Source organism: Reichenbachiella agariperforans (assembly GCF_900142205.1).
Taxonomy (GTDB): domain Bacteria; phylum Bacteroidota; class Bacteroidia; order Cytophagales; family Cyclobacteriaceae; genus Reichenbachiella; species Reichenbachiella agariperforans.
The window spans coordinates 269,240-290,196 of the sequence record NZ_FRAA01000006.1; the positions used below are offsets into that span (position 1 = coordinate 269,240).

General features: G+C 44.6%; 14 protein-coding genes. 10 read left to right on the top strand and 4 right to left on the bottom strand.

Annotated features, from left to right (window positions below; all coding sequences use genetic code 11):
* Positions 1–566: 566 nt before the first annotated feature.
* The 3 genes from BUB99_RS15730 to BUB99_RS15740 all read right to left on the bottom strand — a co-directional run bounded on the left by BUB99_RS15730 (position 567) and on the right by BUB99_RS15740 (position 3,337).
* A complete protein-coding gene (locus tag BUB99_RS15730; RefSeq protein WP_073124030.1) occupies positions 567–1,586 on the bottom strand; it encodes a glycosyltransferase family 2 protein in 1,020 nt (339 codons plus the stop codon).
* Between the two features lie 90 nt (positions 1,587–1,676).
* Entirely contained in the window at positions 1,677–2,564 is an 888-nt protein-coding gene (gene lipA / locus BUB99_RS15735; protein ID WP_073124032.1) for a lipoyl synthase, read from the bottom strand.
* Between the two features lie 71 nt (positions 2,565–2,635).
* Positions 2,636–3,337, bottom strand: a complete 702-nt coding sequence (locus BUB99_RS15740; RefSeq protein WP_073124034.1) for a hypothetical protein — start codon at positions 3,335–3,337, stop codon at positions 2,636–2,638.
* A 243-nt stretch (positions 3,338–3,580) separates the two neighbouring features.
* Between BUB99_RS15740 and cysS the strand changes: the two genes are divergently transcribed.
* The gene (cysS, locus tag BUB99_RS15745) at positions 3,581–5,074 is read left to right on the top strand and encodes a cysteine--tRNA ligase (protein WP_073124036.1); all 1,494 of its coding nucleotides are present in this window, start codon (positions 3,581–3,583) and stop codon (positions 5,072–5,074) included.
* Between the two features lie 10 nt (positions 5,075–5,084).
* On the opposite strand, the gene BUB99_RS15750 is transcribed toward cysS, so the two are convergent.
* The gene (locus BUB99_RS15750) at positions 5,085–7,022 is read right to left on the bottom strand and encodes a monovalent cation:proton antiporter family protein (RefSeq protein ID WP_073124038.1); all 1,938 of its coding nucleotides are present in this window, start codon (positions 7,020–7,022) and stop codon (positions 5,085–5,087) included.
* 104 nt (positions 7,023–7,126) lie between these two features.
* On the opposite strand from BUB99_RS15750, the gene BUB99_RS15755 reads away from it, so the two are divergent.
* The 9 genes from BUB99_RS15755 to BUB99_RS20450 form a co-directional block, all read left to right on the top strand.
* Positions 7,127–8,035, top strand: coding sequence for a TIGR01777 family oxidoreductase (locus BUB99_RS15755; RefSeq protein ID WP_073124040.1), 909 nt, complete (start codon positions 7,127–7,129; stop codon positions 8,033–8,035).
* 72 nt (positions 8,036–8,107) lie between these two features.
* Positions 8,108–8,842: an LOG family protein gene (locus BUB99_RS15760; protein WP_073124042.1), complete on the top strand. Its 735-nt coding sequence runs from the start codon at positions 8,108–8,110 to the stop codon at positions 8,840–8,842.
* A 3-nt stretch (positions 8,843–8,845) separates the two neighbouring features.
* Entirely contained in the window at positions 8,846–9,796 is a 951-nt protein-coding gene (locus tag BUB99_RS15765; RefSeq protein WP_073124043.1) for a lytic transglycosylase domain-containing protein, read from the top strand.
* A 7-nt stretch (positions 9,797–9,803) separates the two neighbouring features.
* The gene (gene uvrA, locus BUB99_RS15770; RefSeq protein ID WP_073124045.1) at positions 9,804–12,668 is read left to right on the top strand and encodes an excinuclease ABC subunit UvrA; all 2,865 of its coding nucleotides are present in this window, start codon (positions 9,804–9,806) and stop codon (positions 12,666–12,668) included.
* Positions 12,669–12,707: 39 nt separating this feature from the next.
* Positions 12,708–13,457, top strand: coding sequence for a rhomboid family intramembrane serine protease (locus BUB99_RS15775; RefSeq protein WP_073124047.1), 750 nt, complete (start codon positions 12,708–12,710; stop codon positions 13,455–13,457).
* A 12-nt stretch (positions 13,458–13,469) separates the two neighbouring features.
* Positions 13,470–13,967: a DUF5336 domain-containing protein gene (locus tag BUB99_RS15780; protein ID WP_139281046.1), complete on the top strand. Its 498-nt coding sequence runs from the start codon at positions 13,470–13,472 to the stop codon at positions 13,965–13,967.
* A gap of 85 nt (positions 13,968–14,052) precedes the next feature.
* Entirely contained in the window at positions 14,053–15,090 is a 1,038-nt protein-coding gene (locus BUB99_RS15785; protein ID WP_073124051.1) for a sensor histidine kinase, read from the top strand.
* Between the two features lie 2 nt (positions 15,091–15,092).
* Positions 15,093–15,815 carry a LytR/AlgR family response regulator transcription factor gene (locus tag BUB99_RS15790; protein WP_073124053.1) on the top strand — a complete coding sequence of 241 codons (723 nt, stop codon included), beginning with the start codon at positions 15,093–15,095 and terminating at the stop codon, positions 15,813–15,815.
* Between the two features lie 465 nt (positions 15,816–16,280).
* Positions 16,281–20,957: hypothetical protein (locus BUB99_RS20450; protein ID WP_170863819.1), on the top strand; the 4,677-nt coding region annotated here is incomplete at its 3' end.

The following is a 20,957-nucleotide window of genomic DNA, read 5'->3' on the forward strand; positions in this document are numbered from 1 at the left end:
CCGACAGAGTAGACGGGACGTGAGTCCTGCGCTACGACGAGGAGTCTCGTGGTCTGGTGGCAGAGTGGATTGGAAAGGGCAGTGCTAGCCGAGCGGGATTTCTCGTCGCACGCTTGCCATGGGCAATCATGCTCTGTCGAAATGACGAGGGCACTTTGTTCGATCTGCCTTTTCGATATCTATCATAGATCTCTCCTATCGCCGAGATGCGATGATAGGCTAGCCTTGATCCTAGCGAATGTATGATTAGTAGATTGGATTGCTGAAGGGGATAGGAATTGATTTTCCTCTCTAGATTTACGATCTCAAAGCACCTCATAAAGCGACATCAAATAGCCCTCAAAACAAACACGTGTGTTCGGTCTTCCAATCACGTGTGTTCGACCTTCCAATCACGTGTGTTTGGAGCTCGGAACACGTGTGTTTGATCGAGCAAACACACGTGATTGAAAAAGGGGGTATGAAAACTGCCCTCAGGCCTTGTAAAAGGGGTTTTTGCTGAGCTGAAATCCTCGTCCGAGGCTTACTGATAGAGCAACTATGCTTTGTCTAAGTGACGAGACTGGTCAAGCAAAAAACCAATAATCCTTCACTGGTTTTTTGCCCCAAGCGTTCAATATCTCCTTGATTTCTTTTTTGCCGTCAGGCGAAGACACGACGATCATAATTTGGGGATTGTCGAGGGAGGGGATCACGTCGTAGTGCTCCATGCGCACCTCGTAGACGTCCTTGCCGATCTTGCGCTCATTGTCACACACCCAGTGAAAAGTGTCCTGGTGTTGGATCAATATCTTGGCCATGTCCTTGCCGTTGCGTCCTGCACCCCAGAGCACGAGTGGACGTGACGGGTCTCTGTCTAGTTCGTAGAAGTAGCGGGTCTTGAGGTCGAAGTAGCGGTTGTCTTTGTACTCGTCCCATGTCCGTGAGATGCGGTTGGAGCGGTCTCGCCAGTGATGGAGTACCACATCGATCCCGATGACTTTGAGTTTGGCACGGTAGAAGCGAAAGCACAGGTCATAGTCCTCTGGGTAGACGATCGGGTCAAATGCTCCTACGTGATCAAAGTCGTCGCGGTGGATGATCCAGGAGTGGGAGGGGATCACACATTCTTTGTAGATCTCTTCGTAGTGCGCAGAGCGACGGGCGATATCGTTGAGCCAGCGTTCGTAGCGACGAAAACCATCTCCGACTTCTCCCTCGTCTACGAAGTGCTCCGTGCCCCCTCCGATGACGTGCCCCTTGCCGTATTTGTTCCATTCTTGGACGAGTACGTCTAGTTTGTAGTCGGGCATCTTGTCGTCCGAGTCCATGCGGTTGATCAGCGAGCCTTTGGCCTGAGCGTATGCGACTTGGAGGGTGGGGATCAGCTTGGGTCTGTCGCTATCGAATACACGGATGCGGTTGTCTTGTGCCGCGTAGGCTTGTAGTATCGCGGGTGTGTCGTCGGTGCTGTGGTCGTTGACGGCTATGAGTTCCCAGTGGGGGTAGGTCTGGGCGATGATCGAGTCGATGCAGGCGTGGAGGTAGGGAGCGGTGTCTTTGACCGCCATGATGATGCTGACGAGGGGCGTATCGTTTGGATGCATAGGAATGATGTTCTTCTAGAGACAAAAAAATGAGGGTGAGATTACTTTCTACAATAGTCTCACCCTCATCGAATGTAATGTTTGTTGCTGTTATATCGGCACGTTGACGTGACGTTCAGCGTGGTACGATGATCTGACCAATGGCCCTGACTCGACATATTTCAATCCACGTTTCAATCCTTCTTCTCTGTACTTGTCAAACTGATCTGGGTGGATGAACTCTGCCACTTCGATGTGCATCTTGGTAGGCTGTAGGTACTGACCGAGTGTCAGGATATGCAGCCCGTGTGCGACGAGATCGTCCATGGCTTTGTAGATTTCATCTTCGGTCTCTCCTAGACCGAGCATGATGCCTGACTTGGTCCGTTTGCCGTATTCGTTGGTGAGTTTGATCTGATCCAAACTCCGCTGGTACTTGGCCTGAGGTCTGACACGGCGGTAGAGTCTTTCGACAGTTTCCATGTTGTGTGAGACGACCTCTTGCCCGCCATCGATCATGCGGTAGAGGGCATCCCAGTTGCCTTTGGTGTCTGGGATCAGCGTTTCTATCGTTGTTTCTGGCGCAAGACGCTTGGTCTCTACCACAGTCTGGTACCAGATCTCTGCGCCACGGTCTTTGAGTTCGTCACGGTTGACTGAGGTAAGCACGGCATGTTTTACGCCCATGGTTTTGATGGCTTCCGCTACACGGATCGGTTCTTTTTCGTCGTACTCTGGCGGTCTACCCGTGGCGACTGCACAGAAGGTACAGCTGCGGGTACAGACATTGCCTAGGATCATGAATGTGGCGGTACCTTCTCCCCAGCATTCGCCCATGTTTGGGCAGTTGCCACTTTCGCATATCGTGTGAAGTTTGTTTTCATCGACGATTTTTCTCACATTGGCATAGGCTTGACCTACTGGGAGTTTTACTCTGAGCCAGTTCGGTTTCTGTCTTTTTTTTGCCTTTTCAGCTTCTATTACCGGTAGTTCGATCATGATCTAATTCGTTTGTGCAAAGAAACACACTCTGCCTTTACTTTCATAGTCCTAGGTGTCTCTATTGGACTTTACCTTCTTGTTCCGTAGAAAATGGTGATGTATCCAGAGAAGAATACAGCTCGGTTGTCTTCATGAGGCATGAGTTCGATGACTTTAGGGAAAGCCTCTACCAATGTACCAATCTCAAAACCGGTGACGTTGCTTTTGAAGGTTCCCATCTCGAATAGTAATCCCGCTCGGGCGTTGATCCCGACGGTCAATTTGGATTGACCCAATCCCTCGAATAGATAACCCGTACGAGCTATTTGTGCCCACTGGCCATAGTCGTCAAAGTTGAACTGTCCACTATTTCCGTCCCAGTCCTCTACATAGTAGGGAGCAATCACGCCTATCGTCGGGCCGATGGAATAGTTGAAGTTGATTTGAACTCCTTTGTTGGGTGCTTTTTTGAAAAGCAAATGATCAAATCCGTACTGCGCGCGAATGCTATAGAGGTAATTTGATTTGCCATAGATGAATTGGCTCTGACCATTAGTAATGCGTGATTCCTTGGGGTGTTTCACATTCATGAACTCGAACCCGATGTTTCGAAATTTCTTTTCTCCCCGTGCGCTAGACCACCTAAACATAAAGCCTCCAATAAGCCCGCCGTTGGTGTTTTTGTTGATCCCCCAGATAAATTCTTTGGTGTATTCATAGTTGCCATCGGTCTGTGCTGAGGCAGTCAAGCACATTCCTGTAAGAATCATTGCGGCAATTATTTTTTTCATCAAGTATAAAACTAGGGATTTAAAGAGGGTAAATATAATCGAACCGATTGACTAACGAGGTGTTTGTTCATGCCTGATTGCGTCCAGTGACAACATTTGTACACGAAAAATGAGTGGACTGAGGGTGTCAACCTTAAGGGAGATACTCATCATGAAAGTCATTAGAGATAATTTTAGGAGCATAACTTTTTTCATTGGACTCGTATAAGCAATTTTGCACATTCATTTTGTAAAAGCTTTTCGATGCTCAAGGACTTAAGAATCAACAACTCACTTTCAGGTAAAAAAGAACTATTCGAGCCAATACATGCGCCATTCGTTGGGATGTATGTCTGTGGCCCTACGGTATACAGTGACGTGCACTTGGGCAATGTTCGTACGTTTGTCAGTTTCGACATTATCTATCGCTACCTGCTACACCTAGGCTACAAAGTGAGATATGTCAGGAATATCACCGATGTAGGACACTTGGTCAATGATGCAGATGCGGGCGAAGATAAAATAGCCAAGAAGGCAAAGCTCGAAAATATAGAGCCGATGGAAGTAGTTCAGCGATATACGCAGGATTTTCACAGAGTGATGGATCAGTTCAATGCCCTCCCCCCGAGCATAGAACCGAGTGCAACGGGACATATTCTAGAGCAGATCGAGTTGATTGAATTGTTGATCGAAAAGGGATTGGCCTATGAGGTGAATGGTTCGGTATACTTTGATGTCAAGGCTTATCAAAAAGACCACAACTACGGGAAACTATCTGGTCGAAAGATAGAAGACCTACTGTCTAACACACGTGCATTGGATGGACAGGATGAAAAACGTGAATCTGTAGATTTTGCGCTCTGGAAGTCCGCAGTAGGTACGGATCACATCATGCGATGGAAGTCTCCCTGGAGTGATGGTTTTCCTGGCTGGCACCTAGAATGTACCGTGATGGGGACCAAGTACCTTGGCAAAACATTTGATATTCACGGAGGAGGTATGGATCTAAAATTTCCTCATCATGAGTGCGAGTTGGCGCAATCTGTCGGAGCACATGGACACGACCCTGTGAAATATTGGCTACACACCAATATGCTCACCGTGAATGGTCAGAAGATGAGCAAGTCTCTCAACAATTCTTTTTTGCCGCATGAGTTGTTTAGCGGAGATCACGAATTGTTGGAGCGACCTTATAGCCCGATGACGGTGAGGTTTTTCATGTTACAGTCGCACTATGCGAGTACACTGGACTTCTCTAATGATGCCTTGCTGGCTGCACAAAAAGGCTATCGAAAACTTATGAATGGTCTCAAGACACTTCGCAATCTTCACGTAAATGAAGGAGAGGATGCTACGCCAAACGAAAAGGCTACTGCTCAAATCAACCAGATCTGCGACAACTGCTACCGTGCCATGAACGATGATTTTAACACGGCGCTCACGTTGGGACACTTGTTCAATCTGCTGAAAAAAATCAATAATCTGCACACACAGAACCTAACGATCTCTCAGATCGGTCAAGAAGCTTTTGATCGAATGAAGCACACCTATAAGACCTTCGTTTTAGAGATATTAGGATTGAAAGAGGAATCAAATTTGGACATAGATGGCTTGATGGATATTGTGATCAAAGAGTACGCTGCAGCCAAAGAAGCCAAGAACTACGATAAAGTAGATGTCCTGCGAAGCAGCTTGAAAAGTCAAGGCATTGTGCTCAAGGATATGAAATCAGGGATTGACTGGGCGTACGAGGAGTAAGCTTAGTCAATCAATAATGATCAAATTTCAGCTGCATCGCATCTAGGCTTTCAGTAGAACCGACGAAAGTCACTACATCTCCCACTCTCAGTCTTGTAAACCCATGAGAGATAATCATCTGCCCCGCTCGATGAATGGACAGGATCAATACATCGGATGGCAACCTCAGATCACGTAGCGTTAGCCCATGTAGGCTTGGCTCTTTTAGCTCCATGTCTCGGGTGTCTTGCCCTGGCTGCATACCTAGCAGTAGAGAGGTAGCTTGAGGTGAGCGTACATAATGGTCGAGTAGACTGACGATAGCAGTCGACGGATCTACTACTCTCGCCCCTAGCGCTAGGAATTTGTCATAGTAGGAACGGTCGCCTAGTCGTACGATCATGTCCGGCGTACCAAAATGTTTGTATGCGAGTTCACACGCTTCTAGGTTTCGGCGATCAGACATGAGACAGACGATGGCTTCAGACTTGTCGGCATGCATGGCCTTGAGAGTGGATAAATCTACGCACTCAATATGCTTCAATATGATGTCATCTGGCACCTCGATTTCTTCTGGTTTTTTTCGGGTAGCGATCTGTACTTTCCAGCCACTCTTCATGAGCTGCTGCGCCAAAGAGACACTTTGGGATTCGTATCCAAAAATGATAGCATCTCGCACACCGTCAAATTTGAAAGAGCCTTTGTTCCTATTTTCACCTGCTTTGGTGATGGCGTATTTGAATAGGGGTGGTCCTACGATTTCATTGATCACCACGATGGCAATGATGAAGGCGGCAAAGTCTGGCCCGAAGGTGGGGAATTCATTGGATACTACAGCGGTCAGCCCTAGGGCAACTCCTGCTTGGGTCACATAGGGCATCCAACTTAGGTGAATCTGTGGCCAAGGGTCTTCTGCCATTGCTCCCCCGAAGTAGTTGCCCGCTATGATCGCAAACAATCGCACTACAAAAAATAAAAGTGCGACCAACGAGGCATCTAGTAGTGCATACAGAGATAAGGATGCTCCCGTGAGCGTAAAGAAGGCTGCATAAATCAGCGGGAATGTTTTGTCTAAGATGGAAAGAAATTCTGGTCTGTTTTTCGTGTAGTTAGCCACGTAGAAACTAGCGATGATACATATGATCAGTGGTTCGATAGTGAACGGATGCTCCATGAAACCATCCGTCAAGTCTTGAATATAGAACTTGAGCAAGTAAACCATGTAGCCTAGCCCAATAATTAGAACGGATTTGGCATAACGTCGAATGCGAAAAGAGATGACAAAGTTGAGGACCTTGCCTAGTAGGAAACCAATACCCAACGACACGGCAATTTCAACTATTAAGATCAAAATACTGATGTAATTGAAGCTGCTGCCACTGGTGAGGCTAACAGCAAATGACATACACACAGCAAAGAGAATAATGACGAAGAAGTCAGTCAATACGATGACGCCTAGGACGGTCTGAGTCAAAGGCCCTTTGGCACGCAGCTCACTGATGATGGCAATGGCACTCGTAGGTGACCGTGCCACGAATATAGCACCGATGAGGAGTGAGATACTCAGCTTCGTACTGAAGTCCACCCCTTGGGTGAACGGCAATAGATCAGACAAGAAAAAGGCAGAAAGGGCACCAAAACCGAAGGTAAAAACCAACTGGCTGATTGTGTTCCATTTGATGCTTCGAATGCGTGCATGCAATTCACGAAGGTATAATTCGGACCCAGCAGCAAAGGCAATGAAGGCTAAGGCTATTTCATTGATGAAGTTGAGCTGCTGGGTAGACTCTTTAGGAATTAGGCCTAGGAGATACGGCCCAGCCAATACACCTGTTGCTAAAAAACCGGTGATGATGGGTAGGTTTACTTTTTGAAAAACAGGAGCAATACGAGATGCAGCGATACAGATGACTGCAAACCCTAGACCAAGGATGATTAGCTGTTGATAAGACTCCAGAGTTATATTCATGCACTCATAATTTGATTTAGATCAATTGTTAAAATAGTGAATAACTTTAATAATGCATCTCGTTAAACAATTTATATTAACTTAAATGTTTAAATCTAAAACCCATGACAATTCTAATTACAGGAGGTACTGGTCTAGTCGCATCTCATCTAACGGCATTGCTCGCCTCTAAAGGGCATACTGTCAGGCTGTTGAGCAGGACTCGGTTTCAGCATTTGTCAGCCGAAGTGTTCGAATGGGACATCAAAAAGGGATATATCGAGACTGGAGCATTTGATGATGTAGAGGTAGTTTTTCATCTCGCTGGCGCAGGTGTGGCTGACAAAAAATGGTCTGCGAATCGCAAAAAAGTTATTTACGACAGTCGTATTCAGTCTACACGTTTGCTTCATCAAAAAATGGCTGACTTAACCCAAAAACCCAAAGCGTTTATTTGCGCATCTGCCATCGGATATTATGGATACCGGGATTTTGATCATTGGTCTACAGAGGAGGATACTACTGGGACAGATTTTCTAGCAGAGGTGACTTTGGACTGGGAAAAGGAAGCGGATAAAATCGCTGATCTTGGTATGCGCCTTGTCAAGCCACGCATAGGCATGGTGCTCTCAGATAGAGGTGGTGCTTTGCAAAAAATGGCCCAACCTGTGCGCATGTTGGTCGGGGCTCCTTTAGGCTCTGGTAGACAGATATGCAACTGGATACATGTCGATGATCTGGTACACATGATGGAGCATTTTATGCTAGACCCGAAAACAAGTGGTGCATACAATGCCGTCGGCCCTAACCCCATCACCAATGCTCACCTTACAGAAGTTATTGCTAAGGCGATGAGGCGACCACTTTGGTTGCCGAACGTACCTGCATTTGTCCTGAAATGGATACTCGGCGAGATGTCCATCATCGTGCTCGAAGGTCACCATGTATCAAATCAAAAAGTCTTGGATAGCGGATTCAGCTTTAAATATCAGCAGGCCGATCAGGCGGTAGAGGATATTCTCTCAATAGGATAAGGCTTGAGCGCTAGAATGTATAAATTTGCGGCTTGTTTACCAGCAAAAACTAAATACTAAACCCATAATCCAATGTCAGAAAAGCCCATCAGTAAAGAGACTGAAAAAAGAATTAGACGCGCTTTTAAAAAGAAAGATTGGCACGAAATCAAGAGTATAGATTCGTGGGTTATCTTCAAGGTCATGTCCGAAATGGTCGAAGGCTTTGAAAAACTCGCCAGAATAGGTCCCTGTGTCTCGATTTTCGGGTCAGCGCGGACACCCGCAGACAATGTCTACTATAAGATGGCAGAAGAGATTGGTGCTAAATTGGTGCGACATGGCTATGGTGTGGTCACCGGTGGTGGCCCAGGTATCATGGAGGCAGGTAACAAGGGGGCGCATAGCGAGTCGGGTAAATCTGTTGGGCTCAATATCGATCTGCCCTTCGAGCAAAATGGCAATATCTATATCGACAAGGATAAGTTTATCAACTTTGATTATTTCTTTGTGCGCAAGGTCATGTTTGTCCGCTATTCGCAGGGTTTCATCGTTATGCCAGGAGGGTTCGGAACATTGGATGAGCTGTTCGAGGCTCTTACCTTGATCCAAACTGAGAAAATCGGAAAGTTCCCTATCGTATTAGTTGGATCAGAATTTTGGTCGGGTCTGATGGATTGGATTCATACCGTGTTGTTGGATAAGTTTGGCAACATCAGTGCCAAGGATTTGGAATTGTTTCATATCGTGGACAATGCTACCGAGGCAGTGGATGTGATCGATGAGTTCTATAACAAATACAATCTCTCACCGAATTTCTTGTTTTAATTTATGCCAAAAGAACTGAGATATTTATTGATAGGGCTGGTACTAGGAGGCGTGATTATTTATTGGGTCAATCCCGGTGGAGAAGGACAAAAAGAAGTAACTGCTGACACAGAGCCAGAACGAGTAGAGTCAGGAGTTCCCACGGAGCTAGAGACGCAGATCAACAACGGGACAATTGCTGGCTATGCCTTGCCTGAGGAATTCTCCTTTGCAGGGGAACTGGTGCCGTTGCATCGTGCTGATGTGAAAGAACGGCTAGACCGAGAGGTACAGGTCAATGCTTTTTGGCACTCCAATGCCATCCTGATCATTAAGCGGGCCAACAAATGGCTACCGACGATAGACTCGATACTTCAGGCCAATGAAGTGCCCACGGATTTCAAATATCTAGCAGTAGCAGAGAGCGGATTACAAAATGTGATTTCACCATCCAATGCCGTAGGGTTTTGGCAGTTTCTCAAAGGGACAGCCAAAGATTTTGGGTTGACGGTAAATAGTGAAGTAGATGAACGTTATGACCCAGTCCTCTCGACGGTAGCTGCGAGCAAATACCTCAAGAAGGCACACCAAAAATTCGGCAACTGGACATTCGTAGCGGCTTCCTACAACATGGGGATGCGAGCAGCATCCGAAGTGATTCGAAAACAAAATGCAGAGACCTACTATGACATGATCATGAGTGAGGAGCCTTCACGTTATGTGTTTAGAATCATCGCACTCAAAAATTTGTTAGAGGACCCTACAGCTTTTAGTTTTCAGGTGGATGAAAAAGATCTATATCAGTTGCCTGAGACGAAGCAAATCATCGTGACACAATCCATCTCGGATTGGAATGAGTTTGCCCAAAAACATGGTATGACTTTCTATCAGTTGAAGCAACTTAACCCTTGGATTAGGGATTATAAACTAACCGTCAGGTCGGGACAAAAATATACCGTAGAGGTAACCATATAATAGATATATGCAGGTAAAAGAAGGCATAAAGAACGAGGAGACAGTATTGGAGCAGGAGCACACCGAGTATCTGGAGGTCTATGGTGCCAGAGAGCACAACCTCAAAAATATAGATGTACGGTTCAAGCGGGATCAGCTTGTCGTGATCACAGGGATCAGTGGTAGTGGGAAGTCTTCATTGGCCTTTGATACGATCTATGCCGAGGGACAGCGTCGTTATATGGAGAGTTTTTCGGCATACGCCAGGAGCTTTCTCGGAGATATGGAACGGCCTGATGTCGACAAGATCAACGGGCTATCACCAGTCATCTCGATTGAGCAAAAGACGACCTCAAAGAATCCACGTTCTACGGTGGGGACGGTGACAGAGGTCTATGATTTTATGCGCTTACTCTTTGCGAGAGCAGGGATCGCCTACTCCTATGTGACAGGAGAAAAGATGGAGAAGCAGACCGAAGAGCAGATTCTCCATCACGTCATGTCACATTTTGATGGTCAAAAGATTTCTATCCTCGCTCCTGTAGTCAAAGGCCGAAAAGGGCACTACCGTGAGCTATTTGTGCAGGTCGCAAAGATGGGATTTACCAAAGTTCGTATCGATGGTGAAATCGAAGATTTAGTACCCAAGATGCAGGTAGATCGTTACAAAACGCACGATATAGAGATCGTCGTTGATAGACTACTGGTCGGAGAAAAGGATCAAGTACGGATCAATGGATCGATCAAAGCGGCACTACAGCAGGGTAAAGGAATCGCGATGGTGATCGATCAGAATGGAAAAGATCATCATTTTTCGAAGCATCTGATGGATGCTAAATCTGGTCTGGCGTACGACGATCCAGCACCTAATATGTTCTCCTTTAATTCTCCCTACGGTGCATGTCACGAGTGTAATGGATTGGGACTAATCGAGACGATTGAGGAAATCAACATTATTCCTGACGCCTCCTTGAGTATCAGTCAGGGAGGGTTTGCTCCGCTGGGAGACTACCGAGATATTTGGATTTTCAAGAAGGTAGACGCTATCCTCAAACAGCATAACTATAAGCTGACCACTCCTATCAAAAGCATCAAGCGTGAAGTGCTGGATATCCTATTGTATGGATCAGATGAGCCTGTCGCGGTGAGCTCAAAAAAATACCCCGGCACAGACTGGAACACAGCGTTCGAAGGGATTGTTAATTTTCTAGAGAAGCAAAAAGAGAGCGGGACGGAAAAAATCCAGAAATGGATCAAAGACTTTACTTCCAGTACGACTTGTCCGAGTTGTGAAGGTGCGCGATTAAAAAAAGAATCACTCCACTTTAAGATAGACGAAAAGAATATTTCTGAGCTTGCTTCACTCAATATCGAAGAGTTAGGCCGGTGGTTCGAGGGGTTAGAGTCTCGACTGAACGAGCGTCAAAATATCATCGCGGCAGAGATTCTCAAGGAGATTAGAAAGCGTCTTGGGTTCTTGCTGGATGTGGGGTTGAGTTATCTTGAACTCAATCGCCCATTAAGGACACTTTCAGGAGGAGAGGCACAGCGTATTAGACTGGCAACTCAGATCGGGACGCAGCTTGTTGGCGTACTGTACATCCTCGACGAACCGAGTATCGGTCTTCATCAGCGTGACAATGTCAAACTGATCAAAGCACTCAAAGACCTGCGAGACTTGGGCAATACGGTGATAGTCGTGGAGCATGACAAGGATATGATGCTTGATGCGGACTATATTATAGATATTGGCCCTGGAGCTGGTAGACATGGTGGGCAAATCGTAGCGCAGGGCAATCCAGAGGAATTTGTCAAGTTTCCTACCACGACAGCAGGCTATCTAAAAGGAGATATCAAAATAGAAGTGCCAAAGGAGCGTCGTGCAGGAAATGAGAAAGCCATCGTACTGAGTGGAGCTACGGGGCATAACCTTAAGAATGTGACGCTGACGCTTCCGCTAGGCAAGATGATCGCCGTGACGGGTGTGTCAGGAAGTGGCAAGTCGTCTCTGATACATGAGACTTTTGTGCCGATCCTGAATCGTAAATTTTACCGATCCAAAAAGGAACCGCTACCCTATGAATCTATCGAAGGGATAGAACACGTAGACAAAATTATCGAAGTAGATCAGTCGCCGATTGGGCGAACGCCACGATCTAATCCAGCGACTTATACAGGTGTTTTTTCGGATATCCGAACGCTGTACACACAACTGCCAGAGGCGAAAATTAGAGGCTATAAGCCAGGGCGTTTTTCGTTTAATGTCAAAGGAGGACGATGTGAAAACTGCGAAGGAGCTGGAATGAAACTGGTCGAAATGGACTTCTTGCCTGACGTGCATGTGCCATGTGAAACCTGTAAAGGAAAACGCTACAATCGAGAAACGCTAGAAGTGCGATTCAAAGGCAAATCCATCGCAGATGTACTGGATATGACCGTGGAGCAAGCTGTTGAGTTTTTTGATCATCAGCCCAAAATCGTTAGAAAAATTAAAACACTCAGCGATGTAGGACTGGGGTATTTGACATTAGGGCAGCATGCTACGACGCTATCTGGCGGTGAAGCGCAGCGTGTTAAACTCGCAACAGAACTGTCCAAGCGTGATACAGGTCAGACATTCTACGTGTTGGATGAGCCTACGACAGGTTTGCATTTTCAGGATATCAAACTGCTGCTAGATGTACTCAATATCTTGGTAGAGAAAGGAAACACGGTCATGATCATTGAACACAACCTAGATGTGATTAAAGTAGCCGATCATATCGTCGACTTGGGACCCGAAGGAGGCGTAGGCGGAGGGACCATAGTGGCCGAAGGGACTCCAGAAGAAGTCGTTACATTAAATAATTGTTACACGTCCAAATTTTTGGCGATCGAGCTAGAGCAGTCTTAACAATTTGGCTTGATTTGCAGCTTATAATACATTGAACTCGTGGAGAATATAGATACTAGGGAAGAGAAGTACAACAAAAATTGGGTACCCTACCAATGGCCTTGGAAGAATAGGTACGGAGAAAACATGACTTCTTTTAAGGAGTGGTTGTGGTCTCGAAAGTTTAGCATTGGCTACTTGATTATCGTTTGGGTTCTGTTGGGCATATTTGGTTTTGCGGCACGTCGCAACTGTGACGGGCCATGGGAGATACAGTTCATGTGTGAGATGACCATGTGGATGGGGCAGTTCAAATCCGATTTTTGGCACTTCATGCTGACTTGTTTTACCACGCCATGGTTTCATAATGATTTTGTACATATTCTATTTGTGACGATTTTCGGATTCTTTTTTCCAGTACAGTCTTACGAAGAGCAGCATGGGACATGGAGCACTATCAAGATATATTTTGCTTCTTATGTTTTCATAGGCTTGTTCACAGGGTCGTTGTTTAATACGCTATTGGTTTACTTCCCCGATGTAGTGTTTATCACCAAAGGATTTACCAGAGCTTGGATGGGAGGATCAGTGGGTGTTTTTGCCATCATAGGGGCATTGTCCTACTATAGTAGTAAAAAGTGGTTTCTGTGGTCCATGGTTTTTGTATTTGAAATCTTCAACATGTCTGTTTTGGGTAACAATTCACATATTTCGTTTATTCATATTTCTTGTGCCACATTTGGTTGGGTTTATACTTGGGTAGGGGATCGATATGGATTCAAATCGCCACGCAACGCTATGAGACTCTAGTTCGATTAGTTTATGACCAGCGTTCGCATACGTCCGAGGTTCCAAATCCAGAGCCACCTCAGTACGGAGGAGATTAGAGAGCGACTGCAGTCGGAGAAAGAGTCTGGTATGTGTTCATGTAGTGTGACTTTTGCTCACAACATGATACATATTAAGATGCCGAACCAGGAACAGCATTTTTGGTCTCCACAACTTGATTTGAGCCTAGAGGAGGAGGAAGGGCAGACTGTCGTTCGTGGATACTATGGACCAAAACCAACGGTGTGGACGGTGTTTGCTTTTATGTATGCGGCGGTTGGAATATTGGGGTTGTTTGCACTGATCTATGGTTTTGTACAGTTGACCTTTGGGACTAGTCCATGGGCACTGTGGGTTTTAGTTGCTCTTTCTTTGCTTGCAGGGGGGTTGTATTTTTCATCTCAAGCAGGACAAAAATTAGGTGCTGAGGACACATTTCGTATTCATATTTTTATAGAGCACATTTTCGAATCGAAAATTCACATCCATTAATTTTAGTAAATCAACCCCTTCGACCATTCATCAAAAAGAGAATAGGGTGATATGTCCCTATGCTTAATTCTATTACCTTGGTATCATGACGAAACGTGCCGTATATATATGGTGTCAGTGGCTGGGATGGTCACTTTATGGATTGCTCAATTTTGGGATATATTTCATACAGAGCGGTGCTTTTAGTAATAAGGAACTCGTTATCGCCATTTGGCAAATCTTGTTCTATATCTTGTCCTCTCATATCCTACGGTGGGTAATCAAGCGACAGGGCTGGGTCGGTTACCCCATCGTGAAACTCCTGCCGACTATTCTGGGAAGTACCCTTGTACTGGGCATGATCAATTACTTGCTGTTGCTGACGGTAACTTGGTTGATGATGGGTACGGTGGTTTGGTCGATAGAGCTCCGGACTGTCAATATGATTTTTGGTGTGCTGGGTCCAGCGATGATGTACTGTCTCTGGTCTCTAATTTATTTTACCTACCATTTTTTCGAGCAGTACAACAAGTCACTGCAGTATGAAGCGGCTATCCGTGAGGCAGAGCTACAGCACCTTCGTTCACAGTTGAACCCTCACTTTATTTTCAATGCCCTCAATAGCATCAAGGCACTTGTGGATGAAAACCCTATCAAATCGAAACAAGCGATTACCCAGCTATCCAGTATTTTTCGCAACACTTTGAACTCTGAAAAAAAGAAGCTCGTACGTCTAGAAGAAGAAATGGAGACAGTCAGGGCTTATTTGGGGTTAGAGTCCATTCGGTTCGAGGAGAGGCTAGAAGTGACGCTGGAGGTAGCAGATGAAACTCTGCTGTGTCAGATACCGCCCATGATGATACAGACCTTGGTCGAGAATGGTGTCAAGCATGGGATATCCAAATTAAAAAATGGAGGTACTGTGAGTCTCCTATCTCAGGTTAAAGGGGAGAATCTTGTCATTCAGATTCGCAATAGCGGTAAGTACAAAATAGAGGAGGTTCATGAGGATGGTCATGGACGGGGCTTGCAAAACACGAAGGATAGACTATATTTAATCTACGGAGACCGTGCGAACCTGACGATTGACAATGAAGATGATACGACCGTTTTGACCAAAATAACATTACCCAAAGAATACTGACCATGAAAGCAATCCTGATAGATGACGAGCGATTGGCGCGCAAAGAATTACAGTCACTCCTCAAGGTACACAGCGAGATAGAGATCGTCGGCGAAGCTGCCAATGCAGACGAAGCACTGGAGCTGATCGATCAGCTCAACCCCGATTTGATATTCCTAGACATACAGATGCCCGAAAAATCTGGGTTTGATCTACTGTCAGAGCTGGATAAGTCTCCGTTGGTGGTTTTTACTACTGCATATGATCAATATGCTATCAAAGCTTTTGAGGTCAACGCTTTTGATTATTTACTCAAACCCATCGAGCCGGACAGGCTCTCTCGGGTTATTCAAAAGTTGATGGATCAAAAGAGAAAAGAGGTGTTGGTAGCCAGTGGAGCCAAACAAAAGCTCAGTTATGGTGATCAGGTGTTTGTCAAGGACGGAGAGAAATGCTGGTTTGTCAAACTAGAGAAAGTTCGGATGTTCGAATCGGATGGCAACTATATCAAAGTGTTCTTTGATAAGGTGCGCCCTATGATACACAAGTCACTCAATGCACTGGATGAAAAGTTAGATGACAAGTCCTTTTTTCGAGCGAGCCGAAAGCACATCATCAACCTCAGCTGGGTAGAAAAAATCGAACCTTGGTTCAATGGCGGGCTGATGGTAGAATTGCGCGGAGGAGATAAAGTGGAAGTGAGCCGCAGACAAGCCTCCAAGTTCAAAGAACGGATGAGTTTGTAGGGGATCGTAGTAGATTGTAATCATTACAACACCTCTTCCTACTTTTCCTTCAGTTAGTTGTCCGTGATTTATTATGGTAGAGTTATAGTTTTTTCGAGTTAAAAGGTATTATTTAGCGAAACAATTGTATTTTGTTGTTAGTGTTTTATGATTGTCGTGTATTCACTTGTACTTTCAATTAGAATACAAACGATGTGTTAAACTAGCTATGACCAACCTTTTTTCGATGTTTCTTATACTTCCCCAACTGGGTTTGGGCTCAAGTCTTTCTGCTTTTCGACGGGCTCTTGCGTGGTATTACCTAGTGTTCAAACAGAACAATCGTTCTGAGCATTTCCTTTTTCAATCAAAAAAATATTTCGAGGGAATTAAAACCATTGGACGTCAACAGTTTCATGTCTGTAATCGCCCGTGCCTATAAAATCTTTATTACTGATCGTATTTTACCAAATCAAAATTGAACTTATGTTACTGAGTAAAATTTTTACCAACCCAGATTCAGGAGTTTCTTTAAGGAGAAAATTCTTTGGAGTCTTGTTTTTGTTTTTCATTTCACCATCTATATATGGTCAGGTGACTTTGCCGTATGAGCAGAGTTTTGAAGAAGTAGCTGATGCGACCTATTCGGCCAATCAGAGTGCTATTCCGGAAATGGAAGAGTGGAGCTATGAACAGACTACTGAGAATGGTATTCTGTCAATAGGAAAATATATTGGTAATACTACCCAAGCATTGGCACTGGGACGTTCATCTTCTACAACGACATCTAATTATGCTACATTGACTTTGGATATGAGTGGCTATGATGAGTCTACGGATGCAGTATTACTTGACTTTAATTTTTCCTATCTGTATTCTGTTGATTACGCACACGACAGGGTATATGTGCGAGGTTCAGATACTGATGACTGGATTGAGGTTTACAATTGGGTTGAAAATAAAGGAGAGAACAATGAATGGATACATGTAAACACACTTGCTTTGTCAAGTGCTTTGGTAGCCAATAGTCAAAGTTTCTCATCGACCTTTCAGGTTCGTTTTGGTGAACGAGAAACTTATAATTCACGGTTTTTTTACTTGGATGATGTTAGTGTGTATATGGCACCTGAGCATGACATTAAGGTGTCAGGTCTAATGGTCCCAGAAGCCTCTGCGACATTGGGAACAGAAGAAAGTTTGACTGTTCAGTTTGAAAATATAGGGTCGAGTACTGAAACTAGTATTCCATTCACAGTATGGGTAGATGGCCCGAATGGTAGACAGGAATTTAGTGAAACAGCAACTACCTCTTTGGTGAGTGGTGACAATTCTACCTATTCGTTCGCAACGGGTTTGGATTTATCTGCTGTGGGTAATTATGAAGTGACGGTATTTAGTACATTGACTGGAGATGAGAGACAGTCTAATGATACGTTACGTGCTAATACGGCTAAGCAATCAGTTTACAGTGCGGGTTTACCTTATTTCGAAGATTTTGAAGCCACAACAGATACGGTGTATGTTGGTTCTCAGGGGGAGCTTGTAGGTCTCGCTGGCTGGAGTTACAGCCCCAATGCGGACAATGGTAGATTGACACTGGGAGCGTCTACTAACAGCTCAGGAGTAGCGATGGCTTTAGGCAGGTCTAGTAGCTATGGCCATGACCACGCTATCTTGACTATAGATATGAATGAATATAGTGGTGTGGATGATGATATTTTGATTGACTTTAGTTTTTCACAAAGGTATGCGTCTAATTCTACAGAAAACAGGGTTCATATCAGAGGATCAGAATCTGATGAATGGATAATGTTCTATGATTGGTATGCCAACAAAGGAGCAGACAATGAATGGATTACTGTCAATGCCTATTCATTGGCAGATAGTTTATCAGCGCATGATCAAGACTTTTCATCTACGTTCCAGATTCGTTTTGGAGAGCAGGGGTTTAGCAGTGATGCCTTTTACCTAGATGATGTTAAAGTATATGAACGTCCTGCACATGACCTAGCGGCAGTCGATTTGGAAATTCCCGCATCATCACCGTTACTCGGTGTAGCAGAACAAATTACTGTACAGTATGTGAATCAAGGAGTAAGTACAGAGACAAGTATTCCATTGACTATTTGGATAGACGGTCCTAGTGGTCGCCAAGAGGTAAGCGAAACCGCTACGGCTTCTTTGGCAACAGGAGATACTTTGACCTATACTTTCACGGCTGATATAGATTTTTCTGAAGCAGGAAATTATGGAGTGACAGCATTTAGTGAGCTGACTGGTGATTTGATCCAGTCTAATGATACGTTGCGTAGCATGACACGAAAAATATCTAGCTACACTGATGGATTACCCTACCTTGTTGATTTTAACAATGTATCAGATACGGTTTATACCGGTGACCAAGCAGCGTTAGTTGATTTGGAGGGCTGGAGTTACACCTCCAATGCGGACAATGGTAGATTGACACTGGGAGCGTCTACCAACAGCTCAGGAGTAGCGATGGCTTTAGGCAGGTCTAGTAGCTATGGCAATGCTATCAACCACGCTATATTGACTATAGATATGAATGAATATAGTGCTGTGGATGATGATATTTTGATCGACTTTAGGTTTTCACAAAGGTATGAGTCTTCTTATACAGAAGACAGGGTTCATATCAGAGGATCAGCATCTGATGAATGGATAATGCTCTATGATTGGTCTGCTAACAAAGGAGCTACCAATGAATGGATTACTGTCAATGCCTATTCATTGGCAGATAGTTTATCAGCGCATGATCAAGACTTTTCATCTACGTTCCAGATTCGTTTTGGAGAGCAGGAGTATAGCACTGATGCCTTTTACCTAGATGATGTTAAAGTATATGAACGTCCTGCACATGACCTAGCGGCAGTCGATTTGGAAATTCCCGCATCATCACCGTTACTCGGTGTAGCAGAACAAATTACTGTACAGTATGTGAATCAAGGAGTAAGTACAGAGACAAGTATTCCATTGACTATTTGGATAGACGGTCCTAGTGGTCGCCAAGAGGTAAGCGAAACCGCTACGGCTTCTTTGGCAACAGGAGATACTTTGACCTATACTTTCACGGCTGATATAGATTTTTCTGAAGCAGGAAATTATGGAGTGACAGCATTTAGTGAGCTGACTGGTGATTTGATCCAGTCTAATGATACGTTGCGTAGCATGACACGAAAAATATCTAGCTACACTGATGGATTACCCTACCTTGTTGATTTTAACAATCTACCAGATACGGTTTATACCGGTGACCAAGCAGCGTTAGTTGATTTGGAGGGCTGGAGTTACACCTCCAATGCGGACAATGGTAGATTGACACTGGGAGCGTCTACCAACAGCTCAGGAGTAGCGATGGCTTTAGGCAGGTCTAGTAGCTATGGCAATGCTACCAACCACGCTATATTGACTATAGATATGAATGAATATAGTGCTGTGGATGATGATATTTTGATCGACTTTAGGTTTTCACAAAGGTATGAGTCTTCTTATACAGAAGACAGGGTTCATATCAGAGGATCAGCATCTGATGAATGGATAATGTTCTATGATTGGTCTGCTAACAAAGGAGCAGACAATGAATGGATTACTGTCAATGCCTATTCATTGGCAGATAGTTTATCAGCAAATGATCAAGACTTTTCTTCTACATTCCAGATTCGTTTTGGAGAGCGGGAGTATAGCAGTGATGCCTTTTACCTAGATGATGTCAAAGTATATGAACGCCCTGCACACGACCTAGCGGTAGTCGATTTGGAGGTTCCCGCATCATCAGCATTACTCGGAGCGACAGAACAAATCACGGTTCAGTATGTGAATCAAGGAGTAAGTACGGAGACCAGTGTGCCGTTGACTGTCTGGATCGATGGTCCTAGCGGTCGACAGGAGGTAAGCGAAACCTCCACGACCTCTTTGGCTACAGGAGATACCTTGACCTATACTTTTACAGCTGACATGGATTTTTCTGAAGCAGGAAATTATGAAGTGACCGTATTTAGTGAACTGTCGGGAGATTTGGTGCAATCCAATGATACACTGCGTCACCAATTATTCAAGCGATATATGCATGTGGGGCTTCCATACCAAGAAAATTTTGAAGAGAGTGACGGGGGCTGGGTTACAGGTGGAAAATCCAGTAGCTGGGCATGGGGTACTATGGCGTCTGCTAATAAAGGCTGGGCTACCAACCTTTTGGGAAACTACAATAATGGTGAATTGTCCTATGTCGAATCTCCAGTATTTGATTTGTCTGAAGTGACATCTAGTGTTGTGGTATCATTTGATTTGAAATATAATATGGAAACTAACTATGATTTTGCTTGGCTGGAGGTGAGTAATGATGGTGGAAGTAGCTTTAGTAGGTTAGAAGGGGCGTACATGGAGTACACGTCCAACAATCGTTGGAATGGTGTAGGAGAGGTTGAAGTATCCTCTTTTCCTATAGAAGAATTTTCTGAAAAGTCCAATGTCGTTTTTCGTGTTATTTTTGATTCAGATGGAAGCGCTGTTAGATCAGGTATTGAGTTGAATACTTTTAGTTTAAACCTTGCTTTGGATCATGACCTATATGGCTTGGAGATCGAAGAGATAATACCATCGCCTACGCTAGGAGAAGAGAATGTTAGCATTAGTTATATCAATTTTGGAATGAGTACAGAGACAAGTATTCCATTGACTATTTGGATAGACGGTCCTAGTGGTCGCCAAGAGGTAAGCGAAACCGCTACGGCTTCTTTGGCTACAGGGGATACTTTGACCTATACGTTTGTCTCAGGGTTGGATTTCTCGGCAGTGGGTAATTATGAAGTGACAGGGTTCAGTACGCTAGATACAGATTTGAATTATGTTAATGATACGTTGCGTAGTACCACGCGAAAAGTATCTAGCTACACTGATGGTTTACCCTACCTTGTTGATTTTAACAATGTATCAGATACGGTTTATACCGGTGAGCAAGCAGCGTTAGTTGATTTGGAGGGCTGGAGTTACAGCTCCAATGCGGACAATGGTAGATTGACACTAGGAGCGTCTACCAACAGCTCAGGAGTAGCGATGGCTTTAGGCAGGTCTAGTAGCTATGGCAATGCTACCAACCACGCTATATTGACTATAGATATGAATGAATATAGTGCTGTGGATGAT